26 protein-coding genes and 1 riboswitch are annotated in these 26,776 nt (G+C 59.7%); of the genes, 14 read left to right on the top strand and 12 right to left on the bottom strand.

All coding sequences use genetic code 11. The annotated features are described in order from the left end of the window. The 3 genes from ACTG3X_RS11435 (at position 1) to ACTG3X_RS11425 (ending at position 4,798) form a co-directional block, all read left to right on the top strand. Positions 1-654 (top strand): ABC transporter ATP-binding protein, encoded by a 654-nt coding sequence (locus ACTG3X_RS11435; protein ID WP_439111400.1) that lies wholly within the window; start codon positions 1-3, stop codon positions 652-654. A gap of 122 nt (positions 655-776) precedes the next feature. After that, entirely contained in the window at positions 777-3,284 is a 2,508-nt protein-coding gene (locus tag ACTG3X_RS11430; RefSeq protein WP_439111399.1) for a hypothetical protein, read from the top strand. A gap of 125 nt (positions 3,285-3,409) precedes the next feature. Next, positions 3,410-4,798, top strand: coding sequence for a M10 family metallopeptidase (locus tag ACTG3X_RS11425; RefSeq protein ID WP_439111398.1), 1,389 nt, complete (start codon positions 3,410-3,412; stop codon positions 4,796-4,798). Positions 4,799-4,847: 49 nt separating this feature from the next. Here ACTG3X_RS11425 and galE read toward each other — a convergent pair whose 3' ends face one another. Beyond that, a complete protein-coding gene (galE, locus tag ACTG3X_RS11420) occupies positions 4,848-5,861 on the bottom strand; it encodes a UDP-glucose 4-epimerase GalE (RefSeq protein ID WP_439111397.1) in 1,014 nt (337 codons plus the stop codon). Positions 5,862-6,033: 172 nt separating this feature from the next. Here galE and ACTG3X_RS11415 point away from each other — a divergent pair, with 172 nt between their 5' ends. The 3 genes from ACTG3X_RS11415 to ACTG3X_RS11405 are packed head-to-tail and all read left to right on the top strand — an operon-like array spanning position 6,034 to position 7,952. Beyond that, positions 6,034-6,672 carry a glutathione S-transferase gene (locus ACTG3X_RS11415; protein ID WP_439111396.1) on the top strand — a complete coding sequence of 213 codons (639 nt, stop codon included), beginning with the start codon at positions 6,034-6,036 and terminating at the stop codon, positions 6,670-6,672. A gap of 3 nt (positions 6,673-6,675) precedes the next feature. After that, positions 6,676-7,296: an FMN-binding negative transcriptional regulator gene (locus ACTG3X_RS11410; RefSeq protein WP_439111395.1), complete on the top strand. Its 621-nt coding sequence runs from the start codon at positions 6,676-6,678 to the stop codon at positions 7,294-7,296. A 59-nt stretch (positions 7,297-7,355) separates the two neighbouring features. Further along, a complete protein-coding gene (locus ACTG3X_RS11405) occupies positions 7,356-7,952 on the top strand; it encodes a glutathione S-transferase (RefSeq protein WP_439111394.1) in 597 nt (198 codons plus the stop codon). A 63-nt stretch (positions 7,953-8,015) separates the two neighbouring features. Here the strand turns inward: ACTG3X_RS11405 and adh are convergent, their stop codons facing one another. Both adh and ACTG3X_RS11395 read right to left on the bottom strand, forming a co-directional pair. Continuing rightward, positions 8,016-9,539 (bottom strand): aldehyde dehydrogenase, encoded by a 1,524-nt coding sequence (adh, locus tag ACTG3X_RS11400; protein WP_439111393.1) that lies wholly within the window; start codon positions 9,537-9,539, stop codon positions 8,016-8,018. Positions 9,540-9,666: 127 nt separating this feature from the next. Beyond that, the gene (locus ACTG3X_RS11395) at positions 9,667-10,638 is read right to left on the bottom strand and encodes a GAF domain-containing protein (RefSeq protein ID WP_439111392.1); all 972 of its coding nucleotides are present in this window, start codon (positions 10,636-10,638) and stop codon (positions 9,667-9,669) included. A 254-nt stretch (positions 10,639-10,892) separates the two neighbouring features. Between ACTG3X_RS11395 and petA the strand changes: the two genes are divergently transcribed. From petA to ACTG3X_RS11375, 4 genes are all read left to right on the top strand, one after another. After that, positions 10,893-11,453 (top strand): ubiquinol-cytochrome c reductase iron-sulfur subunit, encoded by a 561-nt coding sequence (petA, locus tag ACTG3X_RS11390; RefSeq protein WP_439111391.1) that lies wholly within the window; start codon positions 10,893-10,895, stop codon positions 11,451-11,453. An 11-nt stretch (positions 11,454-11,464) separates the two neighbouring features. Continuing rightward, complete coding sequence (gene petB, locus ACTG3X_RS11385) at positions 11,465-12,790, top strand: cytochrome b (protein WP_439111390.1); 1,326 nt, start codon at positions 11,465-11,467, stop codon at positions 12,788-12,790. A gap of 17 nt (positions 12,791-12,807) precedes the next feature. Next, complete coding sequence (locus ACTG3X_RS11380; RefSeq protein ID WP_439111389.1) at positions 12,808-13,593, top strand: cytochrome c1; 786 nt, start codon at positions 12,808-12,810, stop codon at positions 13,591-13,593. A gap of 376 nt (positions 13,594-13,969) precedes the next feature. Then, positions 13,970-15,187, top strand: a complete 1,218-nt coding sequence (locus tag ACTG3X_RS11375; RefSeq protein WP_439111388.1) for an MFS transporter — start codon at positions 13,970-13,972, stop codon at positions 15,185-15,187. Positions 15,188-15,332: 145 nt separating this feature from the next. Here the strand turns inward: ACTG3X_RS11375 and ACTG3X_RS11370 are convergent, their stop codons facing one another. From ACTG3X_RS11370 to thiB, 3 genes are read right to left on the bottom strand one after another with little or no spacing between them, the layout of a single operon-like run. After that, entirely contained in the window at positions 15,333-16,028 is a 696-nt protein-coding gene (locus ACTG3X_RS11370) for a thiamine ABC transporter ATP-binding protein (protein WP_439111387.1), read from the bottom strand. Continuing rightward, positions 16,015-17,559: a thiamine/thiamine pyrophosphate ABC transporter permease ThiP gene (locus ACTG3X_RS11365; protein WP_439111386.1), complete on the bottom strand. Its 1,545-nt coding sequence runs from the start codon at positions 17,557-17,559 to the stop codon at positions 16,015-16,017. The genes ACTG3X_RS11370 and ACTG3X_RS11365 overlap by 14 nt, the downstream gene beginning before the upstream one ends. Further along, entirely contained in the window at positions 17,535-18,518 is a 984-nt protein-coding gene (gene thiB, locus ACTG3X_RS11360; RefSeq protein WP_439111385.1) for a thiamine ABC transporter substrate binding subunit, read from the bottom strand. The genes ACTG3X_RS11365 and thiB overlap by 25 nt, the downstream gene beginning before the upstream one ends. A gap of 37 nt (positions 18,519-18,555) precedes the next feature. Further along, positions 18,556-18,654, bottom strand: a riboswitch (TPP riboswitch). A gap of 147 nt (positions 18,655-18,801) precedes the next feature. On the opposite strand from thiB, the gene aroC reads away from it, so the two are divergent. Both aroC and ACTG3X_RS11350 read left to right on the top strand, forming a co-directional pair. Then, complete coding sequence (gene aroC, locus ACTG3X_RS11355) at positions 18,802-19,917, top strand: chorismate synthase (RefSeq protein WP_439111384.1); 1,116 nt, start codon at positions 18,802-18,804, stop codon at positions 19,915-19,917. Beyond that, on the top strand, positions 19,917-20,861 hold the full coding sequence (locus ACTG3X_RS11350; RefSeq protein WP_439111383.1) for an AEC family transporter: 945 nt from the start codon (positions 19,917-19,919) through the stop codon (positions 20,859-20,861). Before aroC ends, ACTG3X_RS11350 begins: the two co-directional genes overlap by 1 nt. On the opposite strand, the gene ACTG3X_RS11345 is transcribed toward ACTG3X_RS11350, so the two are convergent. From ACTG3X_RS11345 to ACTG3X_RS11325, 5 genes are all read right to left on the bottom strand, one after another. Further along, positions 20,856-21,263, bottom strand: coding sequence for a thioredoxin family protein (locus tag ACTG3X_RS11345; protein WP_439111382.1), 408 nt, complete (start codon positions 21,261-21,263; stop codon positions 20,856-20,858). The two genes, ACTG3X_RS11350 and ACTG3X_RS11345, sit on opposite strands and share 6 nt — an antisense overlap. A 16-nt stretch (positions 21,264-21,279) precedes the next feature. After that, positions 21,280-21,993: a cytochrome c biogenesis CcdA family protein gene (locus ACTG3X_RS11340; protein ID WP_439111381.1), complete on the bottom strand. Its 714-nt coding sequence runs from the start codon at positions 21,991-21,993 to the stop codon at positions 21,280-21,282. Between the two features lie 58 nt (positions 21,994-22,051). Beyond that, positions 22,052-22,927: a DMT family transporter gene (locus ACTG3X_RS11335; RefSeq protein ID WP_439111380.1), complete on the bottom strand. Its 876-nt coding sequence runs from the start codon at positions 22,925-22,927 to the stop codon at positions 22,052-22,054. A gap of 79 nt (positions 22,928-23,006) precedes the next feature. Then, a complete protein-coding gene (locus tag ACTG3X_RS11330; RefSeq protein WP_298803265.1) occupies positions 23,007-23,294 on the bottom strand; it encodes an HU family DNA-binding protein in 288 nt (95 codons plus the stop codon). Positions 23,295-23,422: 128 nt separating this feature from the next. After that, a complete protein-coding gene (locus ACTG3X_RS11325; protein WP_439111379.1) occupies positions 23,423-24,892 on the bottom strand; it encodes an AMP nucleosidase in 1,470 nt (489 codons plus the stop codon). A gap of 100 nt (positions 24,893-24,992) precedes the next feature. On the opposite strand from ACTG3X_RS11325, the gene ACTG3X_RS11320 reads away from it, so the two are divergent. Continuing rightward, positions 24,993-25,415 (top strand): VOC family protein, encoded by a 423-nt coding sequence (locus tag ACTG3X_RS11320; RefSeq protein ID WP_439111378.1) that lies wholly within the window; start codon positions 24,993-24,995, stop codon positions 25,413-25,415. A 92-nt stretch (positions 25,416-25,507) separates the two neighbouring features. Here ACTG3X_RS11320 and ACTG3X_RS11315 read toward each other — a convergent pair whose 3' ends face one another. After that, on the bottom strand, positions 25,508-26,446 hold the full coding sequence (locus tag ACTG3X_RS11315) for a GlxA family transcriptional regulator (RefSeq protein ID WP_439111420.1): 939 nt from the start codon (positions 26,444-26,446) through the stop codon (positions 25,508-25,510). A 75-nt stretch (positions 26,447-26,521) separates the two neighbouring features. Here ACTG3X_RS11315 and ACTG3X_RS11310 point away from each other — a divergent pair. Beyond that, positions 26,522-26,776, top strand: a 255-nt coding sequence (locus ACTG3X_RS11310; RefSeq protein ID WP_439111377.1) for an acyl-CoA dehydrogenase family protein, incomplete at its 3' end; no start/stop codon positions are given.

Raw genomic sequence — 26,776 nt, 5'->3', positions numbered from 1 at the left:
ATGATCCGGCTCGAAAACCTGACAAAAAGCTACATCGTCGGACAGCAACGCAAGTATATCTTTCAGGGGCTCAACATCGAGCTGCCAACAGGCAAGGCATTGGCGCTTCTGGGCCGCAACGGCGCGGGCAAGTCCACACTGCTCAACATCATTTCAGGCGCGATCCCCGCCGACAGCGGACGCGTGGTGACCGACGGCACCATGTCGTGGCCCGTTGGCTTTGGCGGCTCGCTCAACCGCGAGATGACAGGCCAGCAAAACGTGCGCTTTGTGGCTCGGGTCTACGGTGTGGACACCGCCACGCTGGAGGCTTTTGTGCGGGACTTCGCCGAGCTTGGAGAACACTTCTACACCCCGATCCGCACCTATAGCGCAGGGATGAAGGCGCGGCTTGGCTTCGGGCTGTCTATGGGTGTGCCTTTTGATACCTACCTCATCGACGAGACAACCGCCGTGGGCGATGCGCGCTTTACCCGCAAGAGCCGCTCGGTGTTTCGCGAGCGTGTGAAAAGCGCCAGCGCCATCATGGTCAGCCACCAGATGAAAATGGTGCGCAACTTCTGTGACAGCGGGCTGCTGATGCACGAGGGTCAACTGACCTACTTTGATGACCTCGACGAAGCGATAGCCCTGCACCTCAAGCTCAACGGCTGAGACAAATCGTTTTAAACTCACCTCAAATCTGACCGACAAACCGCCTTCCTGCCAGAATCCGGCCCGAAGAAAAGCCGCTGTCGCGCGGCACATCTGCTTCCACATTTCTGGAGCAGGCCAAAATGCCAACCTTGAGTTTTGCGGGTCATATAAAGGCGGGCGACGCGTTGTTTGATTTCGGCGTCAGCTCTCTGGCTGTCGCTCATGTCGGCGGCATGACCTATCTGCTGGCTGCCTCGGGCCAAGATGGCGGCATAGCCAGCTTTTCGCTCAACAGCGCGCTCGGCCTACCCGAGGTTTCACATACCTTCACGCTCACAGCCACCGTGGCCACGGGCACAGGCCACCCGATCACACTCGCCGAGCAGGGTGGCGAATTGCTCGTCCTCACAGGCCAGCACCAAGGGCCAAATGCCGAGGTTGTGAGCCTTGCAACCAACGGCGCGCTCGTAACAGCAGACGCGCTTGAAGGCCTCGGCAGCGCCCCGCTCAACTGGCTTGCACAAACCGGCTCCAGCCTCGTGAGCGCCGAACTGGGCAGCAGCACACTCCAGATATCAGGCTGGGGCGGTGGCAACACAGCCGTCGCAACACTCTCAGACACGGGCGCAAGCCATCTGGCGGGCCTGTCAGCCCTTGCAACAGCCACGCTCGCTGGCACCTCGTATCTGGTCACAGGCAGCGCAGAAGAAGCAGGCGTCAGCCTGTTTACGCTGTCAGGCACAACCGCCACTTTGCACGCAAGCATCAGCGCAGCCTCGGGCCTTGGCCTCATGGTGCCAACCGATATCAAGCTGGTCGAAATCGGCGGCAGCGGCTTCGTCCTTGTGGCCTCGGCCCCCAGCCACGGCAGCGGTGGCGCAGTTTCAGTGATGAGCCTGGATGCGAGCGGCGCGCTGACGCCTGTTGACCATATCCTTGACACCCAAGAGACCCGCTTCGGCAGTATAACTGCGCTGGAGACCATTGAGGCAAACGGCCATATCTTTGTCGCCGCCGCTGGGGGCGACGGGGGCGTGAGCCTGTTTCAGCTCGCCCCAAACGGGCAGCTTGTGCACCTCACCAGCCTTGAAGGGACAGCCGCCGCCCCGCTTCTTGGCGTTACCGATCTGGCGCTGCATCTGTCGGGTGAAACGTTGCAGGTCTTCGTCTCCACGCAGGCAGGCGAAGGTGTCACCATGCTCACGGCCAACCTTGGCGTACTTGGCGGGCCACAGCTTGGCTCAGCTGCCAACAACACGCTGACAGGCACAAACGCCGCCGATATTCTGGCAGGCGGGGCAGGCAACGACCTTTTGCGCGGCGACGCGGGCGATGATATTTTGCTCGGCGGGGCTGGCTCAGACACGCTGATCGGCGGTGATGGCCACGATATTATTGTCATAAGCGCGGGCGGCACAGCTGACAGGATAGAGGATTTCGACCCGGCAAAAGACAGGATCGACCTCTCAAGCTGGCCCTTTCTTTATGACACAACCGCAGTGGATATTGCGATTTCGGGGCGCAACGCCACCCTCACGTGGCGGGGTGAAGTGCTTCAGATAAACGGCACCGAGGCGCTCAGCCTGCCCATGGTGCAAGCGGCTCTTGTGATAGACAGCAACCGCAGCTTCACCATGCCCGCCCAAGAGCTGACAGGCAGCGCCACCGCTGATGCGCTGACGGGCGACTGGGGTACAGACACACTCCTTGGCGGCGATGGCGACGACACGCTCACAGGCGGGCGCGGAGATGACCGCATCAACGGCGGCACTGGCACAGACACCGCCATCATCAACGACAGTTTCGCCAACGCCAGCTTTGAGCTGGACGTTGCAGGCACTCTGCAAATCACCTCCGCTGACGGCACCGACACATTTGAGAATGTCGAATATTTTATCTTCAACGACACCGCCCTGCCGTTTGAGAGCATCGGCGCAAACATTGTCTTGGAGACATATGGCTCCGCGGGCAGCGAGCGGGTGGAGGGCGGGGCCTACACCGATATGATCTTTGGCCAAGCAGGCGATGACACCCTCTTTGGCAACGCCGAGAACGATACGCTCGACGGTGGCGCGGGACACGACAGCCTCGAAGGCGGCGCAGGTGACGACAGTCTTCTCGGAGGCACGGGCGATGACACAGTGCGCGGCGGCGCTGGCCACGACACCCTCCGCGGCGGCAAGTCTGACGACACGCTCTTTGGCGAAGACGACAACGACATCATCAAAGGGCAAAAGGGAGACGATTTTGTCAGCGCAGGCGCAGGCAATGACGTGGCACGCGGCAACAAAGGCAGCGACACCGTCTTTGGCGAAGCAGGGGACGATCTGCTTGTTGGCGGCGGCGGGGCCGACACGCTCCATGGTGGCACAGGTGACGACACTGTCAAAGGCGGCGGGGGCGATGATGTGTTTGTGTTTCAAAAAGGCGATGAAAAAGATGTCTTTCGCAGCTTTGGCAATGGCGACGACAGCCTGCTCATCGACGCCAGCCTCTGGGGCAGCGCCACCACGGCCCGCGACCTGATCCGCGACTATGGCAGCAGCACAAATCGCGGTGTCGTCTTTGACTTTGGCGAGGACGACAGGATCATCCTTGCGGGCTACCACGACCTTTGGGGGCTGGCCGATGATATTTTCATGGGCTAATGCAAAACGGCGCAAATGCTAAAATTTTGCCTGTCCGCCACAAGAAAGATCGACGCCTGCCTTTTTTCGCACTAATTAACTAAAGATACATATCAGTATCTTTAGTTTCAAAAGGATGAAGCCACATGCCGTACCCGATTTCGCTGATGCGCCCGACAGATTCGCTCAACACGGGCCAGGGCATGAACGGCAACGCGTTCGATGTTTACTTTGCACCTGTCGGATATACCGAGACCTCATCCTACGTCACATCTGATGGCTGGAACAGCTACGAGAGACAGCAGTTCCAATCTGTGTTTGACAGGATCGAAGAGGTCGCGAACGTTAATTTCAACATCACAACCTCATCCTATCAGGCCGAATATATCCTCGTTCTTGATACAAACGAGAGCTACTTCTACGGCGAGAGTACGCTGGGGTATTTCTACCTGCCCAACGGCTTCAGCTCGCAGCTTGTCGGCGTCTTCAACGGTGATATGTGGGATCGCTTCTCTGGTGGAGACCTTGAGAAAGGCGGCTACAGCTACACCACCATGATGCACGAGATGCTGCACGGCATGGGCCTTGGCCACCCCCACGATACAGCTGGCGGCACCGACATCCTTGACGGCGTGACCTCCGACTTTGGCGACTATGGCGACTACGGTCTCAACCAGGGTGTCTACACCACCATGACCTACAACACAGGCCATGAAACGGGTGTTCAAGGCGACTGGGGCTGGCAATGGGGCTATGAAGCGGGGCCAATGGCGCTTGATATCGCCGTCTTGCAAGAGCTCTACGGTGCCAACACGACCCACGCCAGCGGCAACAACACATATGTCATGCCCGGCGCCAACGTCTCCGGCACCGCTTGGGAGGCCATCTGGGACACCGGCGGAACCGACACGATTGTCTTCTCAGGCTCAACAGACGCCACCGTCGATCTGCGCGACGCAACGCTGGAATATGAAGCAGGCGGCGGCGGATTTATCTCCTCTGTCACCGGCGTGGCAGGTGGCTTTACCATCGCCCATGGTGTCGTCATCGAAAACGCAACGACAGGCCGAGGTGATGACACGATCACAGGCAACGAAGCCCGCAACATCATCAAAACCGGCGCTGGCGACGACAGTGTCTTTGGCGGTGCGGGCCGTGACAAGGTCAAAGGCAACGGCGGGCGCGATGACCTCTTTGGCGAGGCTGGTCGAGACAAGCTCGTTGGCGGCGCAGGCTCCGACTTGCTCATGGGCGGCACAGGCAACGACAAGCTCAAGGGCGGCGGCGGCGCTGATATTTTCGTGTTTGACTCCGCAGGAGGCCACGACAGCGTCAAAGACTTTGGCCGCGGCAATGATGTGCTCGAAATCTCTTCTGTCTTCTGGAGCGGCGTCTCGACGGCACAGCAGCTGGTAGACCGCTACGCAGACGATAGCGGCGATGATGTGGTGTTTAACTTTGGCACCCGCGATTCACTCACCATCGAAAACGTCGCCGACGCACAATCCTTGGTCGATCACATCAACTTCTTCTAAAGCCCGGTACATCCGGCTCCAAGCCCGCTCCCTTCAGGGGCGGGCTTTTCTATGCCCCGTAGCCCCTCGGGTTGTCTGACTGCCACTTCCAGGTGCTGGTGCAGATATCTTCAATACCCCTCTCAGCGCTCCAGCCCAGAACCGTGCCCGCTTTCGCAGGGTTGGCATAGTAGGAGGCAAGGTCACCCACACGGCGCGGCGCAACCTCATAGGCGATCTCGCGCCCAGAGGCTTTGGAAAAGGCCTTGATCATATCCAGAACCGAATAGCCTGTCCCTGTCCCGATGTTGAACACATCCGTGCCAGCCTGTTTGACCCCGTAATCAAGCGCACTGATATGCGCGCGCGCCAGATCGGTTACATGAATATAGTCGCGCACGCCCGTGCCGTCGGGCGTGTCATAATCATCCCCAAAGACAGCAAGCTTCTCGCGCCGCCCCACAGCCACCTGCGCCACAAAGGGCATCAGGTTGTTGGGCGGGCCGTCAGGGTCTTCCCCCATACGGCCCGAGCTATGGGCCCCCACAGGGTTAAAGTAGCGCAAAAGCACAACCGAGCTGTCTGGGTTGGCCAGTTGCCAATCCGTCAAAATCTGCTCTGCCATATGCTTTGTTTGGCCATAAACATTGCTTGGCGCGCAGGGGTGCGCCTCATCATAGGGCAGATACTGCGGCGCGCCATACACCGTTGCAGACGACGAAAATACAACTGTCTTGCAGCCCACGGCCTGCATGGTCTCAAGCAAGACAACCGTGCCCTGAACATTCACATCATAATACTCAAGCGGGATCTCGGCTGACTCACCAACCGCTTTCAGCCCCGCAAAGTGGATCACGGCCTCGGGCTTGTAGCTCTCCATCACAGTTTTCATGCCCGCTCTGTCGCGCACATCAACCTTGTGCAAAAGCGGTCGTACCCCAGTGATTTCCTCCAAGCGGTTCAACACCTCGGGCGAAGAGTTGCGAAACGTATCCACGATGCAAACATCGTGACCTTTAGCCACCAGCTCGACAATCGTATGCGAGCCGATATAGCCGGCTCCTCCCGTCACAAGAACGCGCATCATTTACCCTTATATACTTGTTCCGAGCCATGTCTGACAGATCGCCATATGGCCCAGCATCCACCAGCACAGCGCTGTTTTGCGGGCAGACTATGCAGCTTGCCCTACGCTTGCAAGCGCAAGGCGCGCCTTTTCGTTTGGCCTTATCCGTTACCCGCGCTACTCCTTCTGCATGACACAAACACCTGTTCTCTGGTCTTTCCGCCGCTGCCCCTATGCCATGCGCGCGCGCCTTGCGCTCGCCTCCGCCGCGCAACCCGTGGCCCTGCGCGAGATCGTCTTGCGCGACAAGCCCGAGGCCTTTCTGGCCGCCTCGCCCAGCGGCACAGTGCCGTGCCTTGACCTTGGCACAAGCCAGATTGACGAAAGCCTTGATATCATGATCTGGGCGCTGGAGCAGTCAGACCCTGAGGGCCTTCTCAACATGCCTGCCGAAGGCCACCCGCTGATTGCCGCCTGTGACGGCCCTTTCAAAGCCGCACTAGACCGCACCAAATACGCGACCCGCTATGAGGGGAGCGACACCGAGGCAGAGCGCGCCAAAGCCAGCGCCTTCATAGCAAGGCTCGAGGCGCAGCTTGGCGACAAACCCGGGCTGTTCGGCGCGCGGCCCACACTGGCCGACCTCGCCATCCTGCCGTTCGTGCGCCAGTTTGCGCATATTGATCAGGCGTGGTTTGCCGCGCAGCCCTGGCCTGCGGTGCAAAGCTGGCTCGCGGCGTTCAAAGCCTCCCCCCGCTTTGAAACCATCATGCAGAAATACCCCCCGTGGCAGTCTCCCGAGGCAGGCCACCCCTTCCCCGAAAGCTGACAGATGCACCCGAACCCGACCTTTCGCAGCGCCCAAGCAGCCCAAAACATCGCTTTTGCCCGCGCCCAGAGCTTTGGCTTGCTCAGCATAAGCACAGAAGGCGCCCCCCTGATCAGCCACATCCCGTTTCAGCTCTCGGAGGATGCCCGCTTTGCCGAGCTGCACCTTGTGCGCTCAACCGAGATCACCCGCGCGCTCAAAGCGCCCGCGCCTGCGCGCCTCGCTGTGCAAGGCCCACACAGCTACATCTCGCCCGACTGGTACGGCGCTGACGATCAGGTTCCGACATGGAACTACGTCGCCGTCCACCTCATCGGCACGCTTGAGCGCCTGCCCGATGCCGCGCTTGAAGGCATCCTCGCGCGGCTCTCGGCCCAGTTTGAAGCCCGCCTTGCGCCCAAGCCCGCATGGGCAATGGGCAAGATGACCCCTGAGGTGCTGGACAAGATGATGCGCCAGATCGTGCCGTTCCGCCTCACTCTCGAGGCGATCGAAGGCACATGGAAGCTCGGCCAGAACAAGCCCGATGCCGCCCGCCTTGGCGGCGCAGAGGGCGCAGACGCGGCAGGGCTTGGCCTTGAAACAGCCGCGCTTGCCGCGCTCATGCGCGACCCACCCGCATAGGGCTAGACAGCCGCGCAGCGCGCCCCTAGCGTCACCGCAAACAACAAAGGTATGACCCCATGCAACTGATCTCGTCACAAGCCTCGCCCTTCGTGCGCAAAGTCCGCGTCCTCCTGCTCGAAACAGACCAGGCCGCCGACGTCGAAGAAGTCGAGGCTGGCACAACACCCATCAACACGCCTGACCACGTGCGCGCCGCCAACCCGACAGGCAAGATCCCCGCGCTCATCCGCCCTGATGGCCCTGCGCTCCACGACAGCCGCGTCATCACCCGCTATCTGGATGCACGCGCAGGCGGTGCTTTTTATCCCGAAGCGCGCATCTGGGAGGTGCTCACGCTCGAGAGCATGGCAGATGCCATCATGGATGCCGCCGTGCTCATCACCTACGAAGGCCGCGTGCGCCCCGAAGAGCAGCAATCTCCCGTCTGGATGGAGGCCCAATGGGGCAAAATCCGCGCCGCGCTTGATGTGATCAATGCGCGCTGGATGAGCCACCTCGCAGGCCCTCTTGATGCCAGCCACATCGCCGTTGGCTGCGCGCTCAGCTACCTTGATCTGCGCCATGACGCGCGCGGCTGGCGCACGGGCGTTGATGCGCTCGCCAAATGGCACGCCACCTTTGAAGAGCGCGAGAGCATGAAAGCCACCGCCTAAGCCAAACAGAAGCGCCCCCGCCCATGACAGGCGGAGGCGCGCACGTCTCTTGGCGTTCAGGCTCTAGAAAAAGCCGAGCTTGTTCGGGTTGTAGCTCATCAGGATGTTCTTGGTCTGCTGGTAGTGATCCAGCATCATCTTGTGGTTTTCCCGCCCGATACCCGACTGCTTGTAGCCCCCAAAGGCGGCGTGGGCCGGATAGGCATGGTAGTTGTTCACCCAGACACGCCCCGCCTCAACAGCGCGGCCAAAGCGGTAGCAGCGGTTGGCATCACGGCTCCAGACACCCGCGCCAAGACCATACATTGTGTCATTGGCAATCGCGAGCGCCTCGGCCTCGTCCTTGAAGGTGGTCACCGACACGACAGGCCCGAAGATTTCCTCCTGGAACACGCGCATCTTGTTGTGCCCCTTCAAGATCGTCGGCTGGATGTAGAACCCACCCGCAATATCGCCGTTGAAGCGCGCAGCGTCACCGCCCACGAGCACTTCTGCGCCCTCTTCGCGGCCAATCGTCAGATAAGACATGATCTTGTCCTGCTGCTCCTGGCTTGCCTGCGCCCCGACCATTGTGTCCATCTCGCGCGGATCACCTTGCTTGATCGCCTTCACACGCTCGATACAACGCTCGATAAAGGCCTCATAGATATCTTCCTGCACAAGCGCACGGCTCGGGCAGGTGCAGACTTCGCCTTGGTTGAAGGCAAACAGCACAAAGCCCTCCACCGCCTTGTCCAGAAACGCATCATCCTCGGCCATGATATCAGAGAAGAAGATGTTGGGGCTTTTGCCGCCCAGTTCCAAAGTCACAGGGATCAGATTTTCCGTTGCGGCCTTCATGATGATACGGCCCGTTTCGGTAGACCCCGTGAAAGCGATCTTGGCAATGCGCGAGCTTGTTGCCAAAGGCGCGCCCACATCGGGGCCCATGCCGTTGACGATGTTGAGCACACCCGCGGGCAGCAGATCGGCGATAAGCTCCGCCAGAACCATAATCGCCGCTGGCGTCTGCTCGGCTGGCTTCAGCACAATGCAGTTGCCCGCCGCCAGAGCCGGCGCAAGCTTCCACGCCGCCATCAGGATCGAGAAGTTCCAAGGGATAATCTGACCCACAACGCCAAGTGGCTCATGGAAGTGATAGGCCACTGTATCGGCGTCAATCTCGCTCATCGTGCCTTCCTGCCCGCGCAGCACACCTGCAAAATAGCGGAAGTGGTCAACCGCCAGCGGAATATCGGCTGCGGTTGTCTCGCGGATCGGCTTGCCGTTGTCCCATGTCTCGGCCTGTGCGAGCAGGTCGAGGTTTTCCTCTAAGCGGTCTGCAATCTTGAGAATGATGTTGGAGCGCTCCGCCGCAGAGGTGCGGCCCCAGGCGTCTTTGGCAGCATGGGCAGCATCAAGCGCAAGCTCCACATCTGCCGCATCCGACATCGCCACTTCGCAGATCTTACCGCCCGTGATGGGCGTGATGTTGTCAAAGTATTTGCCGCTCACAGGCGGAACAAACGTGCCACCGATAAAGTTGTCATAGCGGGCCTTGAACGGCGAGGCATAGGCCGCGCCTTTGTTTTGTGTCATCTCGTTCATGACTCTCTCCTCCTAAAAACCAGATCCTCCATCTGGATTGAGGACACAAAAGCAGAGCCTGCCCGCCCGCAAAAGAGGGGGCCCGTCCGTGGGCGGCGTAACCTGTCTCACTCCTGAGACAGGTTTGTCAGCTTTCGTCCAGACCCAGCCGTTTCATGCGGCGGTAGAGCGTGGCGCGGCCCACGCCAAGCTGGCGCGCCGCTTGGCTCACGTTGCCATCAGCGCGCGCCAAAGCCCGCACAACGGCGGCGCGCTCGGCTTTCTCAAACCCGCTTGCGCGCGCAGAAGGCTCCTCACCACGGCCAAAAATATCAACAGCAGGGCGCGGCGCAATGACCCCCGAGGCGTCAAGCCCGAACACCTTACGCGCCTCGCGTGTCGCGCCAATGACAAGGTCGTTCTCGTCAATAGCCAACAAGGTAGAGGCGTCGGTGTCATCGCTGTCACAGACAACAATACGCGCGCGTTCAAACGCGGCCCTGAAATGCGCCTCTTCAATCGCACGGGCGGTTTGCGCCACCTGCGCACCGATCAGGCGGTTAAACCCTTCGGTCTGGTCAGACCGCGCAGACGACACATCAAGCGCTCCGAGGATCTCGCCATCATAGCCATATATTGGCGCATCCATGCAGCTCATGGCCGTGTTGCGCGCAAAAAAATGCTCGTCGCGGTGGATCGTGACATGGCGTTCTTCCACAAGGCAGGTGCCGATGCCGTTGGTGCCTTCGCGGGCTTCGCTCCAGTCGGCCCCGCTCCACAAGCCCCAGTCTTCAAAAACAGCCGCATCGCCGGTGTTCATGCGCTGGTCCAGCACAACACCCTGCGCATCGGTCAACAAAACGGCGCAGCCTGACTGGCCCACCAGCGAGAACAGCCTGTCCAGACGCGGCGCAGCCACCCTCAGAAAGGCCTGATGCTCTTCGCGGCGCGCGGCCACATCCTGCGCGGCGAGCCTGTCGGGGGCGCGGGCCTCGGCCGGGTCAAGCCCGTGGCGCGACACCGAGCGATACCAGCTGGCCGCAAGCCGCGACCGTGCTGCGGCCGATGCCGACTGGGTGACCTCCATCACCCGTTCGATATGTCCAATCAGGCGTGCCATGTGCCTCCTCCGCCCATAACACCCCTAGGTTATAAGGATTCGCTGTATTCTCCAAACAATGTCTCAAACAGCGTAAAGCACCCGCCAAAACGCCATTTCAGCCCCCAGACCCCCGCGACACAACGTATCTGTAACCAATCTAAGCTAGACCTGCGCCAAAAGCAGGTTTAAAGAACGCCACCAAGAGGCTGCAGGAATCTGCGGTCCCGTATACCGTGTAGGCGGCAAACGCCTGAGAAAAATGGAGAATGCTCGTGTCCAACGCAGAAGATCACGCAGGCACCCGTAGAGACTTTATCTACTATGCCACAGCTGGTGCTGGCGCTGTAGCCGCTGGGGCTGCAGTCTGGCCAATGGTCAACCAGATGAACCCTTCAGCCGATGTTCAGGCTTTGTCGTCAATCCGTGTCGACATTTCTGGCGTCGAGGTGGGCACACAGCTCACTGTGAAGTGGCTCGGCAAGCCCGTGTTCATCCGCCGCCGCACCGAAGCCGAAATCGCTGACGCCCGCGCTGTGACGATGGATCAGCTGACCATCGACCAAACATCGCAAAACCGGAACAACTTCGACGCCGACGCAAGCGACGAAAACCGCGCGCTGGACGAAGCTGGCGAATGGCTGGTCATGATCGGCGTTTGTACACACCTTGGCTGTGTTCCGATCGGTGATGGCGCCGGTGACTACGGCGGATGGTTCTGCCCGTGCCACGGCTCACACTACGACACAGCAGGCCGCATCCGCAAAGGCCCGGCCCCTCTCAACATGCTCATTCCAGTCGCTGCCTTTGAAGGCGACGAACTGATTCTCGGATAAGGAAGCGCGCAATGTCTGGTATTCCACACGATCATTACGAGCCAACCTCAAGCGGCGCCAAGTGGCTTCACAAGCGCCTGCCCATCGTCGGCCTCATGTATGACACCCTCATGATCCCAACACCGAAAAACCTCAACTGGTGGTGGATCTGGGGCATCGTTCTTGCCTTCTGCCTTGTGTTGCAGATCGTCACAGGCATCATCCTTGCGATGCATTACACACCCCATGTTGACCTTGCGTTCGCCTCTGTCGAGCACATCATGCGCAACGTGAACGGTGGCCACTTCCTGCGCTACCTGCACATGAACGGCGCATCGCTCTTCTTCTTTGCGGTCTACATCCACATCTTCCGTGGCCTTTACTACGGCTCATACAAGTCACCCCGCGAGGTGACATGGATCGTTGGTATGTTGATCTTCGTTCTCATGATGGCGACAGGCTTCATGGGCTACGTTCTCCCATGGGGTCAAATGTCCTTCTGGGGCGCGACTGTTATCACAGGTCTCTTCGGTGCCATTCCTTTTGTGGGCGAAACCCTGCAAACATGGCTCCTCGGCGGACCAGCCGTTGATAACGCAACGCTCAACCGCTTCTTCTCGCTCCACTACCTGCTGCCCTTCGTGATCGCAGCGCTGGTTATGGTGCACATCTGGGCCTTCCACACCACGGGCAACAACAACCCGACAGGTGTACCTGTGCGCACAGAGTCAAAAGCAGAAGCCGAAAAAGACACGCTTCCGTTCTGGCCCTACTTCGTCATCAAGGATCTTTTCGCTCTGGCGATCATCCTTATGGTGTTCTGGGCCGTTGTCGGCTTTATGCCCAACTACCTTGGCCACCCCGACAACTACATCGAAGCCAACCCGCTTGTGACCCCTGCGCACATCGTTCCCGAATGGTACTTCCTGCCGTTCTACGCGATCCTGCGTGCCTTCACGTCAGAAGTCTGGATCGTTATCGGCGCAAGCTGGATCACCGGTGGCATCATCGACGCCAAGTTCTTCGGTGTTCTGGCCATGTTCGGCGCGATCATCGTGATGGCCCTCGTGCCATGGCTTGACACATCACGCGTCCGCTCGGGCCGCTACCGCCCCATGTTCAAATGGTGGTTCTGGCTGCTGGTTGTCGACTTCGTGGTGCTCATGTGGCTCGGCGCAATGCCAGCTGAAGAGCCCTACGCAACCTGGTCGCTCATCGCGTCTGCCTACTGGTTCGGCTACTTCCTCGTGATATTGCCACTCCTCGGCGTGATCGAGAAACCGCTGGCCATGCCAAACACCATCGAAGAAGACTTCGAAGCCCACTATGGCGCCAAAAGCGCCACACCGGCCGAATAAGAAAGGACAAGGGAACAATGCTTAAGAAACTTGCACTCTCAGCAGTCACCGCCCTCGCCCTTTCGGGCGCGGCCTTCGCGGCTGGCGGAGCGGGTCACGTCGAAGATGTGGACTTCTCCTTCGAAGGCCCGTTTGGCGCCTTTGACCAAAACCAGCTGCAACGCGGCCTTCAGGTCTTCACCGAAGGGTGCGCAGCCTGCCACGGCCTCAAGTTTGTGCCCCTGCGCACACTTGGTGACGAGGGCGGCCCGCACTTCTCGGATGCAGAAGTGCGCGCCTACTCGGCGGCAAACTTCACGGTCTACGATGCTGATCTGGACGACGACCGCGAAGCACGCCCGACAGACCACTTCCCTGGCTCAAGCCTGGAAAACGCACCCGACCTTTCGCTGATGGCGAAAAAGCGGGCAGGCTTCCACGGCCCCTACGGCTCGGGCATGAACCAGCTCTTCAAAGGCATGGGCGGACCCGAGTATATCTACTCGATCCTCACAGGCTACACAGGCGAAGAGAAGGAAGAGAACGGCACGGTCTTTTACGAGAACAAAGCCTTCCCTGGCGGCTGGATCGCAATGGCCCCACCGCTCTATGACGAGCAGTTCGAGTTCAACGACGGCCACAGCAACACCATGCACCACGCCGCCGAAGACATTGCGGCCTTCCTCATGTGGACAGCCGAGCCCAAAATGATGGCGCGCAAGCAGACAGGCTTCATCGGCGTTCTGATGCTGGCGATCCTTGCGTCACTGCTCTACCTGACAAACAAACGCCTCTGGGCCCCACACAAGCCCAAGAAAGACTAAGCCAACAGCGGGGTGCGTTCCGCTAAAGCTTAGTCCGGTCAAGACTACTCAACCCCCCGTCTGAAAAGCGGGGGGTTTTGCTTTGCCTGATGCAACACTGTCCAGAAAGGCCAGCGCGTCTTTAGGACAGGCTTTGCGCTGCCTTCGGCATCGCGGTGGAGCGACGCACGTAAGTGCGGCGCCACACCTGAAAGGGCAATTCATTTGGCCGATGTGGGATTGGATATTTTTAGCAAAAAGAAAGGCCAACCGCAGGCTCTTGAACGCGCGCGACACCAGAGGCACTTGGCACCCCCACCAGTCTTTGACTGTCGCAAACAATCAGCCGCGTCGAAAACAGAACAGATCATAGGGTTGCAAAGCGCAGGCTGGCCCTATGTTTGAACGCCGTATCCCCGAGTGGCTCCGCCACGCGCCTGCCCCCTCTGTGCACGGTTTTGCCCTTTTGGCGGGGCTTGAGGGCGTGACCCGTGGCATGCTGATCTCGGTCTTTCCGATCGCGCTCTATGAGGCTCTGGGCAGTGCTTCAGCGGTGAGCGAAGTTTACTTCTACATTGGCATCGCCTCACTTGTCGTTGGCCTGCTTGTGCCTTTCCTCAACCGCTTTATCCCGCGCCGCTGGCTCTATGCTCTGGGTGCGAGCCTCTTTGCGCTTGGCTGCGCCTTTGCGGTTGGCCTTGGCCCGCGCGGTATTGTCCCCGCCCTGACGCTCAACGCCATGGCCACCGTTGTCACCTTTGTCTGCTTCAACGCCTATGTGCTCGATTACATCAAGCGCATCGAGCTTGGCCGCAGCGAGACCCTGCGCATGGTTTACTCTGCCCTCGGGTGGACAGGCGGCCCGCTTATCGGCATCACGCTGTATGGCTGGTGGCAGCCCGCGCCGTTCCTGCTGTCTGGTGCGTCTGCCCTCACCATGCTGGCGATCTTCTTTTACATGCGCCTTGGCAACGGCAAGCTTATCACCCGCGCGCGCCGCGCCTCGCCCAACCCCCTCGCCTTCCTTGGCCGCTTTGTGCAACAGCCGCGCCTTGTGGCGGGGTTTACCTTTGCCGTCATCCGCTCCTGCGGCTGGTGGGCCTATGTTGTCTACCTGCCGATCTATGCCGTCCAGAGCGGGCTGAGCGACCAGCTTGGCGGCCTGCTCCTGTCTGTCACCAACGCAGCGCTTTTCGCCTCGCCCGTCATCCTCAAGCTGATGCAGCTCAGCTCGGTGCGGATCGCGGTGCGCACAGGCTTCTTTGCCGCCGCCACGCTTTTTGGCCTTGGCGGCGCGCTTGAAGCGCTCCCGTTTGCAGCCCTTGCAGCGCTGTTCCTCGCCTCGTTATGTCTCATCACGCTTGATGTCTGCGCAGGCCTTCCCTTCCTCATGGCCGTGAAGCCCTCAGAGCGCACAGAGATGTCGGCGGTCTATTCTTCCTACCGCGACGTCTCGGGCATCCTGACACCCGGCCTCGCTTGGGCTGTGTTGCTGGTCGCACCTGTCTCGGGGGTTTTCCTGCTGACCAGCGGCGCGCTTTTCTGCGCGTGGCTCGTCACCAGCACGCTGCACCCCCGCCTCGGAGCGCGCCGGATGATGTTGGCTGCCGAGTAACGCGCGCTACATTCAGTTAATGCCTGTTAACAACCGAATCACGAGAGCGGTGCACGGGTGGTGCACGCCCGGTGCACGGGTTTCACCCCCCCTGCTGACGCCGCTCCAGAGCGTTAACCAGGCCGCACGGTGCGGTCATACCGTCTTAGGCACCAAGGTAGTCGCGCAGCGCTTGGGGCGGATTGGCAAAGAGCGCGTTGGTCTCTTGGGGCGCATGCGCGACGCCCTCGGCCACCACGCTCACGGCTTGGGCAAACTGCACCGCATCGCGCGGCTCATGGCTGACCATCAGCACAGCGCGCTTGTGCTCGGTTGCAATTTCACCAACCAGACCAAGCATTTCACGGCGCAGCGCAGGGCCAAGCGCGGCAAAAGGCTCATCCAGAAGCAGAAGCGGCTTGTCTTGGCAAAGCGCGCGCGCCAGCGCCGCGCGGCTCGCCTGCCCGCCCGAAAGCTGCGCTGGTTTGCGCGCTTCAAAGCCCGCCAGCCCGACCCGCTCCAAAGCGCCTTGCACCCGAGCCGTTTCGGCCGCGCTCAGCTTTAAGCGGGTGTTAACGCCCAAAGCGGCATTCTCAAACACGGTCAGATGCGGAAAAAGGTTCCCCTCCTGAAAGAGGTTCGCCAAGGGCCGTGCGCTCGGTGCGGCGTCGGTGATGTCTTTGCCCTGCCAAAGGATGCGCCCCGCGCTTGGCGCAAGAAAGCCACCGATAAGCGCGAGCAGCGTTGATTTGCCCGCGCCAGACGGCCCGACGATGGCCACGCGCGCCTCCGGCTCAAGCGCCCAATGCGCGCTCAGCGCGAAGCCCGCCTGCGTGTAGGTCACATGTTCAAGTGTCAGCACCGCGGCGCCCTCCCCAATCAAACAGCGCAAAAAGCCCAAAACTCAGCCCAACCAGCAAAAGCGCGGCCCCCGCCGCCGCCTCCATACGGTAAGCGCCCATAAGGCGATAGACCTGCAACGGCAGCGTCGCAGTTTCCGCATCAGCAAAGAGCGCAATGACCCCCAAGTCACCCATCGACAGCGCCGCCGCAAGCCCTGCCGCAAAGCCAAGCGCGCGGCGGATTTGCGGCAAGATCATCCGCCGCAAACGGGCCAGACCCTTTAGCCCCAAGGCATCTGCGAGGCGGCCAAAATCTGCCTCCGCACGGGCGTATTCAGGCCCGACAATGCGCAGCGCAAACGGCAGCGCCATCAGCGCGTTGACGAGCACCGTTATCGGCAAAGCCAGCGCTTGCGGGCTGAAATACGGGTTGATCAGAAGGAACAGCCCTGTGCCCAAAACAAGCGGAGACACTGCGAGGCCCAAGAGCCCCACCATCTCGGCCCACCGCCCCCGCGCAGCAGCCAGCGCGAGCGCGGCTGCAATGCACAAAACAGTCGAGCAGAGCGCAATGATGAGAGAGGCCCCCGCAGCGCGCCAAACAGAGGCAGGCAAATCCGCCAAGGCGGTAAAGCCACGCAGCGCAACCATGGCCAAAGGCAGCGCGATAAAGCAGGTGGCCAAACCAAGCACAAACGCGTCCTGCGCCTTGAGCCAGAGCGCGCCCACATCCCACCTTTGGCGCATGGCACCGCGCCCGGCCCCAAAGCCCGCCAAGGTACCAAGGCGCAGCGCAGCAAGGCCAACAGACAGCACAAGCGCCAGCTGCACCAGCGCCAGAAGGGCGGCCCGCCCGAGGTCAAATTCCAGATGAAACGCCTGATAAACCGCAAGCTCCAGAGTGGTCGCACGCGGCCCCCCTCCCAGCGTCAGCGCAACAGCAAAACTGCTGAGGCAGATCAGAAAGACAACGAGCAATACAGCGGGCAACCGCTCTTTCAGCATAGGCCACTCCAGCCAGCGCAACACCTCCTGTGGCCCCATGCCAAGGCTTGCAGCAAGGCGAAAGCGCTCTTGCGGAATGGCCTCCCAACCTTGCAACAAAAGCCGCGTCGCCAGAGGCAAGTTAAAGAAAACATGCGCCAGAACAACGCCGTGCAGCCCGTATATCTGCACAGGCGGCAGCCCCAGAGCCACAATGCCCGTGTTGAGAATCCCGCTCTGCCCAAAGACCGCCAGCAAGCCCATCACCGCCACAATCACTGGCAAGATGAACGGCGCACCCATCAGCAAAACAAGCGCGCCACGGCCCCGAAACTGCCGCCGCGCCAGTGCCCGCGCCACAGGAATAGCCAGCACAGCACTGAACACAGCAGACAAAACCGCCTGAAACACGGTGAACCGCAGCGCTGCCCAATCAGCTGCGCCCAGCCCGTCGGGCCACCCCGCACGCAAGCCAACCGCCCCGATAGGGGCAAGCACCAAAAGCATCACCAGCGCCGCAACGGCCGCGCTGGTGGCTGTGCTTATTGCGAGAGCGCGGCGCGCCATTCTTCCAGCGCCTCAGCCCGCACAGCGGCCGCCTCATCCGCGCTCAAAAGCAGCGCTTTTTCAGGCTGCACAAGGCTATCAAACCCCGCGGGAAGCCCCGCCGCAGGGGTCACAGCAGGGTACATCCAGTTGGTTGTCGGGATGACACTCTGGAAGGCTTCGCTCACCATAAATTCGAGAAACCGGTCTGCCAGCTCAGGCTGATCACTTGCCGCAAGCTTGCCTGCCACTTCAACCTGCAAATAGTGGCCTTCGTCAAACAAAGCCGCCGTCTTGCTGGCGTCTTCCTCGGCAATCAGGTGGTAGGCCGGCGAGGTTGTGTAAGACAACACCATGTCTGCCTCCCCCTCAAGAAAGAGCCCATAGGCCTCAGACCAGCCCTTGGTCACCGTGACAATATTGTCCGCCAGATCAGCCCAAAGCCGAGGTGCCTCATCACCATAGGCCGCCTTCACCCACATCAGCAGGCCAAGGCCCGGTGTAGAAGATCGCGGGTCTTGAATAAGGATTCTCGCGTCACTCGCCGCCAGGGCTTTCAGGCTTGTCGGCGCATCAAATTCAGCCTGATGTACAAAGGCAAAATAGCCCCAATCATAGGGTGCAAAAGTGTCATCATCCCAAGCCACAGGCAGGCTGTAATCAGCGGTAACACTATGGGATGCAAAGAGACCCGTTTCTTTGGCGGCTGAGGTCAGGTTGGTATCAAGCCCCAAAACAATATCCGCCTCCGAGCGGTCCCCCTCAAGGCGCAGGCGCGAGAGCAGTGCCGCCCCGTCACCCGCCGCAACAAACTTCAAATCACAGCCACACACGGCCTCAAACGCTGTTTCAATCTGTGGGCCAGGGCCCCACTCGGACACAAAACTATCATATGTGTAGACAACAAGTTCAGGCGTTTCAGCCGCTGCGATCCCCGCAGCTGACGCAAAAACTCCCGTAGCAAATGCAAGATGTTTCATCTCATCCTCCTAATATTGCGACGGGCGGAGATAGCAGGATGAATTTCCTAACCTTCCCTCCGCCGGTCCTAACCGGTTCAGGTTCAACGGGTCCGCTTTCGCATCTCAGCTCACATGAGCCCCCCGAGGTAGCCCCAACCTATGCAGCCTCATCTTCCGCCGCAAGTGCGGTCTTTCTTTTTGCTACAAATATCCCAGGGGGCTTGGGGGACTGGTCCCCCAACGGATCGGATTGCGCGTAAGCGCAATTCGACATAAACTTCTGCTCAAAGGAGCTTGCGTCATGAGCATGAACACATTCGGTCACCTCTTCCGCGTCACCACTTGGGGCGAAAGCCACGGCCCTGCCCTTGGCGCGACAGTCGACGGCTGCCCTCCGGGTGTGCCTCTGGACGAAGCCATGCTCCAAGTCTGGCTCGACAAGCGCCGCCCCGGTCAGAACAAAAACACGACCCAACGCCAAGAGCCCGACCAGGTACGCATCCTGTCCGGCGTCTTCGAGGGCCAGACAACAGGCACCACAATCCAGTTGATGATCGAGAACACCGACCAACGCTCCAAAGACTACGGCGAAATCGCCCAGACCTTTCGCCCGGGTCATGCCGACATCACTTACCATCAGAAATACGGCCTACGCGATTACCGCGGGGGTGGCCGTTCGTCAGCCCGCGAGACCGCCGCGCGCGTGGCGGCGGGGGGTGTGGCACGTGCAGCGCTCAAAGCACTCGCGCCCGAGCTTGAGATCATCGGCTACATGACAACCATGGGCGAGATGGAAATCGACCGCAGCACATTTGACTGGGACGCAATCGACCAGAACGATTTCTGGATCCCGCAAAGCGCAGAAACCGCCAAAGTCTGGGAGGCCTACCTCACCAAAGTGCGCAAAGACAAAAACTCTGTAGGCGGCGCAATTGAAGTGGTCGCCCGCAAAGCCCCTGTTGGCATTGGCGCACCGATCTATGCCAAGCTTGATACCGATCTCGCCGCCGCAATGATGAGCATCAACGCGGTAAAAGGCGTCGAGATCGGTGAAGGTATGGCCGCCGCCAAGCTCTCGGGTACAGACAATGCCGATGAGATTTTCATGGGGCCGAACGGCCCTGAATACAGCTCCAACCATTCAGGCGGCATCCTCGGCGGCATCTCGACAGGGCAAGACATTGTTGTGCGCTTTGCGGTCAAGCCGACCTCGTCGATTCTCACGCCACGCGCGTCGATCCGCCTTGATGGCTCCGCCACCGAGGTGATCACCAAAGGCCGCCACGACCCTTGTGTCGGCATCCGGGCTGTCCCTGTGGGCGAGGCCATGATGGCCTGCGTGATCCTTGATCACATCCTCCTGCACCGTGGTCAGGTTGGCGGCGCAGTGGGCGAAACGCGCGGGCGCATTGGCTAGTGTTGGCCGTTCTCGGCATCATCTTTCCGATTTTTGCAGTTATAAGCCTCGGCTATCTCTGCGTGCGCTTTGGCCTGTTCAAGCCCTCTGACATGCGCCTCTTTGGCAGCTTCGTGCTTAATCTGGCCTTGCCAGCTTTGCTCTTTCTGGCTGTTGCAACACGCGATGCACGTGACGTGTTCAACCTGACCTATATGGCTGTTTTCGCCCTCGGCGCGCTCCTCACAATTGCCGTGTCTTTCACTGTTCTGGGCCTCTTCAAGGTCGGCCCAAGCCGCCGCGCTGTGGCGGTGATGGGCACCTCCTGCCCCAACTCGGGCTTCATAGGCTACCCGCTCATGCTCTTGGCGTTCCCCGATATGGCGGGGCAAATTCTTGCGCTCAATATGCTGGTTGAAAATATCCTGATCATCCCGCTATGCCTTGTTCTTTTTGAGCTCACCAAAAAGCGTCGCGGCATCAGCATTCTGCACCTGTTTGGGCAGATCGCGCTTGGCGTCCTGCGTCGCCCAATGGTCGTCGCCCTTCTGCTCGGCCTTGCTGTTTCCGCGCTCAAGCTCCCTCTCCCCGAGCCACTGACGCGCACAGCAGGTCTCTTTGCAGCCTCGGCTTCGGCCCTTGCGCTCTTCACAATCGGTGGGGCGTTGGTCGGATTGCCCTTCAAGGGGCACCGCGCGCTTGCGGCCTTCACAGCGGGGGGCAAGCTGCTCTTGCACCCGGCCATGGTTGCGCTGGCGCTCATCCTAGCAACAGCGCTTGGCTTGCCACCCCTCAGCCGTGAAATGGCCGCAGCGCTCATTCTGTCTGCGGCCATCCCGATGTTTTCAATCTATGCGCTTTTTGCTTCAGAGCTCGGCCACGAGGGCATGGCATCACTGGCACAAGTCGTTGCAACAGGTGCCTCTTTCATCACCCTTAGCGCCTTGATGCTCTGGGTCTTATGACACTGCCGCCAAGGCGACATCCATCAACGCTTTGATTTCAGCTTCTCCCGTACCTGCCACAATGCGGCCAAGCTCGTCTTCGCCCTTCATCACAACAAGCGTCGAGCGGCGCGGGATATTAAGCTCGCTCACAAGCGTGCCTTTGCCGTGCTTGTCCCAGTCTACATCAATGAATGTAACCTTGGCTTCATAGTCGGGGTTGGCTGCCTTCAAAGCATTGAGAACCCGCTCCTGCGCCTTACAAGTGCCGCACCAATCAGCGGTGAAATCAAGAAAGACAACCTCGCCTTTGGCAAGATGCTCCTTGGCCAGCCCCTCAGTGTAATCAAGCGGCGCGGCCAATGCGAAGCTCGGGGTGGCCAGTGCCGCGAGGCCTGTCAGGCAAAAGTGACGTCTGTTCATGAAAACTCTCCTTGGGTCAGATGGATACAGAAAAATCGACAACCCAGGCGGGGAGAATACCCAGCAACCAAGCGTCGATCATATGGTGAACATTGAGAAGAAGCGCCACACCCACGGCCACAAACACAGCGCCCATAACAGGCCGCGCAGCCACTGCGAGCTTTTGCATTCGCGCACGGTTGCGCGTGAGCCAAGCGCGCGTGCCATAGCCGAGGCCAATTATGAGAGTGCTCACACCGAGCGCGAAAAAGATCATGATGAGCGTGGCGCGCCCCAAGCTTTCGCCCTGCGAAGCCAGCGCAATAGCGCCACCCAGTGTTGGCCCGATACAGGGGCTCCAGACCGCACCAAGCAGCAAGCCGCCTGCAAACTGGCCTCGGAGCGATCCTTGGTCGATCTCGTTCATCTGCGCATCCGCGCGCGCCGACATCCCCGCTGTTGCGCCCGAAAGCACCATCCCAAAACGCGGCACCAGCAGCATGAGGCCAAAGGCTATCATGAGCACAGCCCCCGCTTGCGCCACGCTTTGCTCATCAAGCCCAACGGCGCGGCCAAAAGCCGTGACGCCAACGCCCAACACAACAAAAGACACGCTCATCCCCGCCGCCAAGGCCAAGGGGCCTTTCGGGTTGGCCCCCAGCGCACCCGCGAGGACAACAGGCAGGACCGGGAGAACACACGGGTTGATCAGCGTCAGCAGCCCGGCGGCATATGCGAGTATAAATTCCATAGGGCCGATTTAGGCTCGCACCCTATGGCTTGTCACTAAACGAGTGTCTGACGCGGCTTCACGAAGGTGTGGGCTTTTGTTTCGAAAGCTGCACCGCAAGAATCCCCAGCGCAATGATCGCCACACCGAGGAAGTCGTGCCAATCCAGCGCTTCACTAAGCACAACCGCCGCAATACTCACCCCGATAAACGGGTTGAGAAAATGGAATGTCGCAGCCCGCACAGCACCAATGCGGTTGACGAGAAAGAACCACACAAGCGTCGCAAGCAGGCCCGTGACAAGCGTTGTGTAGGTAAAGGCCAGACCAAGCTGCCAGTTCAGCTCCACACGCGGCACCTCAAAGGCCAGCGCCGCCATAAACAGAGCCACAGACCCGACCAGCATTTGCAGCCCGACCACCATCAGAAAGTTACCCCCCGACGTGGCCCCGCGCAAAACAAGCGTGGCCGTCGTCAGCGCCAGGACCCCCACAACACAGAGCATCAGCCCGAAAGGGTCAACACCCCCTCCAAGACGTGCGCCCATGATGATACTCACCCCGACAATCCCCGCCAGAAGCCCGGCCAGCGCCAAAGGTCTGATCTTATCCGCAAAGAAGAGCCACCCCGCCACCGCCACGAGCAGCGGCATGGTTGAGGCAATAATAGCTGCGAGCGAGGCTTGGATTGTCTGCATCGCAACAAAATTGAGGCCGAGGTACAGCGCGTTTTGGCACAGTCCAAAGACAATCGTGGCGCGCCATTGGCCCCGCGTGAGATGCCAGGTTTGCCCCATCAGCCGCGCAATAAGAACGCCCAGCAAACCCGAGATCAGAAACCTGAGCGACAGCGCCCAAAGCGGCGAGGCATATTCCACAATGATACGTGCAGACGTGAAGGCACTCGACCACATAAAGGCAAAGGCCACGCCCATTAAAATCGCTCTAATATCCACGCACCATATCTCCCAAATGCAAAAAGGGCCGCCTCTTGGGCGACCCTTTCGTAAACTTGTGAAACATACAAGCGTCGGCTTAGCCGTTAACGCTGTCTTTAAGAGCTTTCGCAATTGTCATTTTGACAACTTTGTCCGCGTCTTTCTTGATCTGCTCACCCGTGGCAGGGTTGCGAACCATACGCTCAGGACGCTCGCGGCAATAGATTTTGCCAACGCCAGGAAGGGTCACTGCGCCGCCGCCTGAAACTTCTTTGGTGATGATTGCGATGATTGAATCCAACGCGCCAGTCGCTGTTTTCTTGTCTGCACCCATCTCTTCAGCAATTGCTGCAACGAGCTGTGTTTTTGTCATTGGTTTTGTCATTGGTCGTCTCCTGTAATTGCCCGATCTTGGGCCTCATCGCGGTCATATAACTGTATGATGCGAGGCAACACAACGAATTGTGTGCCAAAACCCCTAGAAAAACCGCATTTTGAGGCGCTTTTTTGCCCCTACAGGAAGGCTGTCTCGTTAAAACTGCGTAATTTGCGGCTGTGCAGGCGTTCCAGGGGCATATCCCGCAGTGACTCCATCGCCTTAATTCCAATCATCAAATGGCGCTCTACCTGTGTTTTGTAGAAGTCGCTGGCCATTCCGGGAAGCTTCAGTTCGCCATGAAGCGGCTTGTCCGAGACGCACAAAAGTGTGCCATACGGCACCCTGAAACGGAAGCCGTTGGCCGCGATGGTCGCGCTCTCCATATCCAGCGCAACTGCGCGGCTCTGGCTAAGCCGCTGTACTGGCCCCTCCGTTTCGCGCAATTCCCAGTTACGGTTGTCGAGGCTTGCAACCGTGCCGGTGCGCATCAGCCGTTTGAGTTCATAGCCCTTGAGGGCTGTCACATCCGCAACCGCCTCCTCCAACGCCACCTGAATTTCGGCCAAAGCTGGCACAGGCACCCACACGGGCAAATCATCATCCAGCACTTTGTCTTCCCGCAGATAGGCATGCGCCAGAACAAAGTCACCCAGAAGCTGACTGTTGCGCAGCCCCGCACAGTGGCCCACCATAATCCATGCATGAGGCCGCAAAACAGCGATATGGTCGGTCGCTGTTTTTGCGTTCGACGGGCCCACGCCGATATTCACCAGTGTGATGCCGGAGCCATCGGCACGCTTGAGATGAAAGCTCGGCATCTGCGGCTGCTTCTCTGACAAGACAAGCGGAGCATCCGCCTCGGTGATTTCGGCATTGCCCGTACCCACAAAGCTTGTGTAGCCGCTATCTGGGTCTGCCAGCATGGCGCGGGCATAGGCTTCGAATTCGTTTACGTAGAATTGGTAGTTGGTAAACAGCACATGGTTCTGAAAGTGCTCAGGTGCTGTCGCCGTATAATGCGAAAGCCGCGCAAGCGAATAATCCACCCGTTGGGCTGTAAACGGCGCAAGCGGCTCTGCGCCACCTTCACCAGCCTTATATGTCCCGTTCACGATATCATCATTCGTGGTGCTCAGATCAGGCACATCAAACACATCGCGCAAGATAAATGCTGCCGCGCCCTCTTGGGGCACAGAAATACGCGCATCATTGGCCACCGCAAAATGAATGGGCATGGGCGTGTCAGAATAACCGACATCCACATGCACACCATGGTGCTCCATCACCAGTTCAAGCTGCTGTGTCAGGTAGTTGCGAAACAGGTCAGGCCGCGTGATCGTGGTTTCGTGGCGGCCGGGTTGTGAGACATGGCCATAGCTCAACCGCGAGTCAATCTGGGCGTAGCTCGTCGTCTCGATCCGCACCATCGGGTAAAAAGCCCGAATGCGCTTGCCCTCTGGGGGTGTCTTCATGGCTTTGGAAAAGGCTTTGCACAGAAAGTCACAGGACGCCTCATAAAGCACCTCGAGCTGTGCCACCGCCTCATGCGCAGAGTCAAAGCGCTGGAATTCGCCCTGATCGGGTGTCACAAATTGTGAAGGCATCGGCAGCTCCTTGGCTGATAAAGAGAAATGGCCCGCCCCTTGCGCTGCCTGCTTGAGGCAAAGGGTGGCACGAAGCGAAGAGGGGTTCAAGAACCGCATCATGGATTACAACACCATCAGCCCCGAAGCCTTTGGCGCGTCGTTGCGCGGTATCGGCTTTAACCTTCTCGTCACCGATGTGCACCGAACCGCGCGCTTTCTCGAGGCGACTTTCGGGATGACGGCACATAGATTGAGCTCTGATTTTGCCATAATGGCCAAGGGCAGCAACCTGCTCCAGCTGCACAGTGATGCCACCTACAGCACCAATCCGCTGCTCGGCCTGCTGCCCGAAAATCCGCCGCGCGGTGCAGGTATCGAAATCAGGCTCTATGAATGCGACCCCGACACAGCCGTTGTCCGTGCCAAAGCTGCTGGTGGCACCGTTCTACAAGCCCCCACAGACAAACCCCACGGCTTGCGAGAAGCTTATATTCTCTGCGCAGATGGGTACGCATGGGTGCCGTCACGGCCCAAAACCTAGGCACGCTTCGTCTTTCTTTTTGCTCCAAATATCCCACGGGGGTGTGGGGGTGTGAAACCCACACATGGTCGGACGCGCAGCGTCCGATCTTCCTACCCGCGCCGCTCGTCACTCGGCCGCAATCCAAACTCGGCCTTATATGCACGCGCCATTGCACTGGAATCTTGATAGCCAGCCCGCAGAGCCACCTCTGCCATCGGCAGTTCGCTTTCCTTGAGCAGCTTGCGCGCCGCCAAAAGCCTGATGCGGCGGTAAACACTGCGCGGCACTGCGCCAAGCTCGCGCTTCATCCGCAGTTCGAGATCTTTCTGCGAGCGGCCCACAGCACGGGCGACCTGCCCCATGGTCAGAGGCTGCTCTATGTTTTCCTGCATCACCCGTATGGCCCGCGCCAAGCTGCGCCCGCGTGCCACTGGGATATCCTGCGGCGTGCGCTCATCAGGGCTCATAAAGAGCATAGCCAGCTCAAGTCTCAGCGCCTGCCCGTGACGCACCCCGATACGGTGCGTCATCACATCAAAAGCCGCCTGCGCCCCGGAACATGTGACGCGGTCGCAATCCTCAACAAACCGCGCACGCTCAGACACCACATCGGGAAAAGCCTCCGAAAAGCGTTCGATCTCCTCCCAGTGAATGGTCGCGCGGAGACCATCCAAAAGCCCCGCATCCGCCAAAAGCCAGCTGCCCGTATCAAAGCCAGCCATTACGGCATAGCGGGTGGCAGCCACGCGTAGCGCCCGCGCAGTGGCTTCGCTGGCGTGGCGTGCAAACTCGTAGCTTGGCATCACAATCAGCATGTCCCCGCTATGCCCGCTCAAAGCGCCATGCGCCGCCACACTCATTCCGCTGGAAGAGGTTGCAGGCCCACCATCTAACGTCAGAAAGCGCCAGCGATACAGCACCCGGCCCGCCAGAGTATTGGCCGCTCGCATAGGCTCAACCGTGTTGGCAAGGCAGAGCGCTGAAAAGGCCTCAAAAAGCAACACATCCACTTGCTGCGTCGCGGCGGTATGATTCTTCCAAACCTGCATGAATATTTCTAATTCGGCATGGCTGCGCAACGCAAGGCTCTTAAGCTCACCTGAAACCAACCCGAGGACAGTCAGATGCATTTCGCGCCCACCGAAGAACAACAGATGATCATCGACACCACCCGCGCCTTTGTCGAGACGGAGCTTTACCCCCATGAGGCCCTTGTCGAGCGCACGGGGCATCTGCCGATGGAATTGGTGAAAGAACTGCAAGTCAAGGCGATGTCAGCTGGGCTCTATGCGGCCAATATGCCCGAAGAGGTTGGCGGTGCAGGGCTCGATACGCTCACATGGCTGATGTACGAAAAAGAGCTGGGCCGCGCCAATTAC

It is taken from the genome of Lentibacter sp. (assembly GCF_965658795.1).
Taxonomy (GTDB): Bacteria; Pseudomonadota; Alphaproteobacteria; order Rhodobacterales; family Rhodobacteraceae; genus Lentibacter.
Note: the sequence above shows the minus strand (reverse complement) of the source record. Positions and strands in the feature narration are given on the sequence as shown.

Excerpts from the sequence above, each read along its gene's own strand:
- ACTG3X_RS11325 (WP_439111379.1), bottom strand. The coding sequence starts at position 24,892 with ATGCCTTCACAATTTGTGACACCCGATCAGGGCGAATTCCAGCGCTTT.
- ACTG3X_RS11365 (WP_439111386.1), bottom strand. The coding sequence starts at position 17,559 with ATGGCGCGCCGCGCTCTCGCAATAAGCACAGCCACCAGCGCGGCCGTT.
- ACTG3X_RS11375 (WP_439111388.1), top strand. The coding sequence starts at position 13,970 with ATGTTTGAACGCCGTATCCCCGAGTGGCTCCGCCACGCGCCTGCCCCC.
- ACTG3X_RS11340 (WP_439111381.1), bottom strand. The coding sequence starts at position 21,993 with ATGGAATTTATACTCGCATATGCCGCCGGGCTGCTGACGCTGATCAAC.
- ACTG3X_RS11330 (WP_298803265.1), bottom strand. The coding sequence starts at position 23,294 with ATGACAAAACCAATGACAAAAACACAGCTCGTTGCAGCAATTGCTGAA.
- ACTG3X_RS11405 (WP_439111394.1), top strand. The coding sequence starts at position 7,356 with ATGCAACTGATCTCGTCACAAGCCTCGCCCTTCGTGCGCAAAGTCCGC.
- ACTG3X_RS11380 (WP_439111389.1), top strand. The coding sequence starts at position 12,808 with ATGCTTAAGAAACTTGCACTCTCAGCAGTCACCGCCCTCGCCCTTTCG.
- galE (WP_439111397.1), bottom strand. The coding sequence starts at position 5,861 with ATGCGCGTTCTTGTGACGGGAGGAGCCGGCTATATCGGCTCGCATACG.
- ACTG3X_RS11415 (WP_439111396.1), top strand. The coding sequence starts at position 6,034 with ATGACACAAACACCTGTTCTCTGGTCTTTCCGCCGCTGCCCCTATGCC.
- thiB (WP_439111385.1), bottom strand. The coding sequence starts at position 18,518 with ATGAAACATCTTGCATTTGCTACGGGAGTTTTTGCGTCAGCTGCGGGG.
- ACTG3X_RS11315 (WP_439111420.1), bottom strand. The coding sequence starts at position 26,446 with ATGCAGGTTTGGAAGAATCATACCGCCGCGACGCAGCAAGTGGATGTG.
- ACTG3X_RS11430 (WP_439111399.1), top strand. The coding sequence starts at position 777 with ATGCCAACCTTGAGTTTTGCGGGTCATATAAAGGCGGGCGACGCGTTG.
- ACTG3X_RS11435 (WP_439111400.1), top strand. The coding sequence starts at position 1 with ATGATCCGGCTCGAAAACCTGACAAAAAGCTACATCGTCGGACAGCAA.
- ACTG3X_RS11425 (WP_439111398.1), top strand. The coding sequence starts at position 3,410 with ATGCCGTACCCGATTTCGCTGATGCGCCCGACAGATTCGCTCAACACG.
- aroC (WP_439111384.1), top strand. The coding sequence starts at position 18,802 with ATGAGCATGAACACATTCGGTCACCTCTTCCGCGTCACCACTTGGGGC.
- petB (WP_439111390.1), top strand. The coding sequence starts at position 11,465 with ATGTCTGGTATTCCACACGATCATTACGAGCCAACCTCAAGCGGCGCC.
- ACTG3X_RS11345 (WP_439111382.1), bottom strand. The coding sequence starts at position 21,263 with ATGAACAGACGTCACTTTTGCCTGACAGGCCTCGCGGCACTGGCCACC.
- ACTG3X_RS11395 (WP_439111392.1), bottom strand. The coding sequence starts at position 10,638 with ATGGCACGCCTGATTGGACATATCGAACGGGTGATGGAGGTCACCCAG.
- adh (WP_439111393.1), bottom strand. The coding sequence starts at position 9,539 with ATGAACGAGATGACACAAAACAAAGGCGCGGCCTATGCCTCGCCGTTC.
- ACTG3X_RS11410 (WP_439111395.1), top strand. The coding sequence starts at position 6,676 with ATGCACCCGAACCCGACCTTTCGCAGCGCCCAAGCAGCCCAAAACATC.
- ACTG3X_RS11320 (WP_439111378.1), top strand. The coding sequence starts at position 24,993 with ATGGATTACAACACCATCAGCCCCGAAGCCTTTGGCGCGTCGTTGCGC.